The organism is Coleofasciculus sp. LEGE 07092, from assembly GCF_015207375.1.
In the GTDB taxonomy this organism is placed as follows: Bacteria; Cyanobacteriota; Cyanobacteriia; order Cyanobacteriales; family Coleofasciculaceae; genus LEGE-07092.
The window spans coordinates 1-3,386 of record NZ_JADEWY010000244.1; the positions used below are offsets into that span (position 1 = coordinate 1).

A 3,386-nucleotide genomic window follows, 5' to 3' on the forward strand; every position below is an offset into this window, starting at 1 on the left:
AGCCTTCACAATAGGAGTCCACAAACTTCACTGTGGGTTGAGGCTCTCTCGGCGCTATCATAGGCGGGACTTGGGTTTCAACGCTTTTTCTTGATTATACTCTTCCCAGAGTGACAAAAGAGCGATAGCTTACAAATTTATGGGATAAGCTTTTTCTCGGCTCCCCCGCTCCCCCGGCTCTCTACCCTCACCCCAACACTTATTCAGCAAGCCCTATCTAGCTGCTGACAGGGAAGTTTGAAGGAGAGCGATCGCGGCTAACTATAACCATCCTATTTGATTGGTGAGATGCTACAGGGAGCAAGCAACTCTTCGGAAGTACATTTTGACTGGGCTAACCCACGCCAGTCGCTCATGGGAGGTACTTAACGGTAAGGGACATGATATAACTTCTAATAGTAGAGATAAGATGAATCAAGATTGTCCTAGTACTCTAGGGCTTAAATTCGGATAGGGTTGGCTAGCCTGAGAACAGTAAGATAATTTATAAATATTGACCCTTCCTAAACTTACGCCTTCTTGCACTAGAGTCGTCAGACTATTGATACTGAGTAGTAGTTAACGTTAAAAGAGGGAAAAATATGCCTGAAGACCAGGCAGATCAACCACTACTATACTTTGAGTTTACAGAGCCTTCTGGCTCTGTTCCAACTTTTGCTAATTTGGTAACAGCAAGTGAGTTAGGCGGTGAGATTATTATTAACTTTGGCTTCGTAGATCCCATTGCTGTTGAAAGGAAAATTGAGAATCAACCTGATAATGAGCAAAAGGAAATCAAAGTTCCAGCCAGTTTTGTAGCGCGGATAGCTATTAACCCGCTAGTAGCTAGTGATTTATTTGATCGCCTTAAAGAGATTCTAACCGAAATAGAGGAAGAAAATGCCTAAGGCAAGCGTCTTGAAACTCTCTCCAAAGTGGGGAAGTACTAAAGGGATTATTCATCAGAAGAGTAGGGGAACGTCACGGGTAGACTATTTAACTCCAACCCCGGTTTTGCCGAAAGCTTCTGTTGTTCTGGAAGCTAATCAGAAGAATAAGCTATGGCAAAAAACTAGTTCACAAATTTCACTAGCTCCAATCTTTAAGCGACTGAAAGAGCTTGCTCAATTAGAAGCAGATTGGGATTCCTATGGTGCTGAGCCAGTCTCTTCGGTTGCTATAGTTACTGCCTTTGAGCTTCTAGATGCTTTGAGAGAGCAACTCTCTAGAAAGGTGAGAGAACTTCTTCCGCAATTTATAGCACCGCTTGTCGATGGAGGCTTACAACTGGAATGGAGCGGACAACAAGGTGAGCTTGAAGTTGAAATCGACCCAAACGGAGATTTGGGCTATGTACTCATAGAGGGACAGGGAACCAATCGAAAATTCAAAGAACAACATCAGGTTTCTTTGAACGAGGTGCTGAACTTGCTATCTCAATTCCTGAGCCTCGAAATTAAGGAGTAGGGATGTCGGAAGAGGCTACCGCGTTAGAAGAGATTGCCGATCAAGACGAACTCTATCGGCGACTTAGTAAACTATCGCATATTAAAAAAAATGGCAAAGTTAGCTCTGCTGCTTTCAAACGGAATAAACAGCCGGAGAATAGTATTTCTGTTGACCTAGCAAGATTAACCACTCGACAAGAGTCTTTAGCTCGTGTTGGTGAAGAGAGGAAAGCGCAGTTTGTACTAGGGGTTTTGGTAGCAGGATATCCACGCTCCCTAGGTTTTTTTGTTCGGCACGATCCTTTACAAAACAACTACGCCCATTCTCTCATTGAAGGACAAAATGATGGGGAAAAGTGTAACCTTTTAGCTGAGGCTACAACTATATTGAATGAGTCTACTTGAACAGCAGTTGTACTTTTTTATCAGTACTTTTCAGATTGTTGTCTTCGATAACACTAAAAAGAAGGCAAAAGAGAAAATCTATTATTGTCCCTTTTGCCGGATGAATTATTTAACTACCTTTTCAATTAGCAGTTTTTGTTCGCTAGCAGGAACCTGCCGATAGGTGGCGAACTCCATGGTAAAGTTAGCTTGACCTGAAGAAAGCGATCGCACTGCCATCGAATACCCAAACATTTCCTTGAGCGGTACTTCAGCAGAAATCACTGAGTAACCCTCCATTGTTTGAGAACCCAATAGCAAACCCCGTCTAGAGGAAAGATCACCTTGCACCCGTCCCACATACTCATTCGGTGTTTCCACTTCCACGAGCATAATCGGTTCCAGAATAACTGGTTTAGCCTCGGCGAAACCTTGCAAGATACCTTGCTTTGCCGCATAGCGGAATGCTAGTTCTGAAGAATCAACGCTGTGATAGCTACCACCTTCCAGAATTACCTTAACCCCAGTTACGGGATAACCAACATCTCGACTTCGCTCGATGTTGGAGCTGAGCGAAGTCGAAGCTCCAATCAGCAATCCGCTAGCAGTCGCATCGCGGAATCCCTTCTCGCAACCGGAGATGAACTCCTTGGGAATTGCACCACCGACTACTTGACTCTCAAAGACAAAGGGTTCGTCACAAAGACCACACCAATCAGCGCAATAATATCCCCAGCAGTAGCTTCGGCGATTTCTTGGCGGTGGTTAGCGTGCATCCGCACCAGTCGCCCAATTCGCACTCGCTTACCTGTACGGGTATTGTAGACGGTATCGCCTTTGCCCAGAGTACCGGAGTAGAGACGGGTGTAGGTTAGCTGTCCGGTTTCCTCGTCGGTAATTTTAAACGCCAGTGCCACGAGGGGGTTATCGGGGTTGGAATCAACATTAACCGACTCATTGGTTTGGACATCAATCGCCTTTACGATTTCCCTGTCAATAGGAGAGGGGAGATAAAGTGCGATCGCATCTAGCAGGTTCTGCACTCCTTTATTTTTGAATGCCGAACCCATCAGCACCGGAGTTAGCTGTAGGCTTAATGTCGCCTTGCGAATAGTTTCCCAAATTAACTCTTTAGGAACGGCTTCACCCTCCAGCAGCTTCTCCATGATCGTATCGGAGAAAATGGAAAGGCGATCGAGCAGTTTTTCCCGCGCCTCTTCTGCCTTATCCCGCAGGTTTTCAGGAATCGGCAGAATTAGATGCTGTTCACCCTTTTCGCCAGCAAAATAGTTTGCCGTCATCTCTATTAAATCGATGACACCCTCAAACTTATCCTCACTGAAGTGCTATTTGGTTTGTTATGGTTTAACAAGGATGTACCAGCCTATTTTTCTGGTTCGCCTCGATGAACGCACGGGGAACCTGTTCATTCTGGCTGGGGAAGATATCAGGGTAAACGCATCTAAAATTATTGAGATTTTGAGGTAAAATAGGAGGTTAGCTCTTGCCATCAAACAACACTCAGCTCAAGAATCTATGTGTGGGTATCAATATTCAGAGGTAGGATAGAGGCTA

General features: G+C 44.8%; 4 protein-coding genes and 1 pseudogene. 4 read left to right on the plus strand and 1 reads right to left on the minus strand.

The features are described 5' to 3' along the window. The first annotated feature begins 581 nt into the window (after nt 1-581). The 3 genes from IQ257_RS29070 to IQ257_RS29080 are packed head-to-tail and all read left to right on the plus strand — an operon-like array spanning nt 582 to nt 1,832. Entirely contained in the window at nt 582-887 is a 306-nt protein-coding gene (locus IQ257_RS29070) for a hypothetical protein (RefSeq protein ID WP_193882460.1), read from the plus strand. Then, nucleotides 880-1,446: a hypothetical protein gene (locus tag IQ257_RS29075; protein ID WP_193882461.1), complete on the plus strand. Its 567-nt coding sequence runs from the start codon at nt 880-882 to the stop codon at nt 1,444-1,446. The genes IQ257_RS29070 and IQ257_RS29075 overlap by 8 nt, the downstream gene beginning before the upstream one ends. A 2-nt stretch (nt 1,447-1,448) precedes the next feature. After that, the gene (locus IQ257_RS29080) at nt 1,449-1,832 is read left to right on the plus strand and encodes a hypothetical protein (protein WP_193882463.1); all 384 of its coding nucleotides are present in this window, start codon (nt 1,449-1,451) and stop codon (nt 1,830-1,832) included. Nucleotides 1,833-1,937: 105 nt separating this feature from the next. Here IQ257_RS29080 and IQ257_RS31745 read toward each other — a convergent pair. Continuing rightward, a pseudogene (locus tag IQ257_RS31745) lies at nt 1,938-3,151 on the minus strand (EF-Tu/IF-2/RF-3 family GTPase); the annotation flags it as partial. A 34-nt stretch (nt 3,152-3,185) separates the two neighbouring features. On the opposite strand from IQ257_RS31745, the gene IQ257_RS31750 reads away from it, so the two are divergent. After that, the gene (locus IQ257_RS31750; protein WP_416207942.1) at nt 3,186-3,299 is read left to right on the plus strand and encodes a DUF6888 family protein; all 114 of its coding nucleotides are present in this window, start codon (nt 3,186-3,188) and stop codon (nt 3,297-3,299) included. Nucleotides 3,300-3,386: the final 87 nt, after the last annotated feature.

Excerpts from the sequence above, each read along its gene's own strand:
- IQ257_RS29075 (WP_193882461.1), top strand. The coding sequence starts at position 880 with ATGCCTAAGGCAAGCGTCTTGAAACTCTCTCCAAAGTGGGGAAGTACT.
- IQ257_RS31750 (WP_416207942.1), top strand. The coding sequence starts at position 3,186 with ATGTACCAGCCTATTTTTCTGGTTCGCCTCGATGAACGCACGGGGAAC.
- IQ257_RS29080 (WP_193882463.1), top strand. The coding sequence starts at position 1,449 with ATGTCGGAAGAGGCTACCGCGTTAGAAGAGATTGCCGATCAAGACGAA.
- IQ257_RS29070 (WP_193882460.1), top strand. The coding sequence starts at position 582 with ATGCCTGAAGACCAGGCAGATCAACCACTACTATACTTTGAGTTTACA.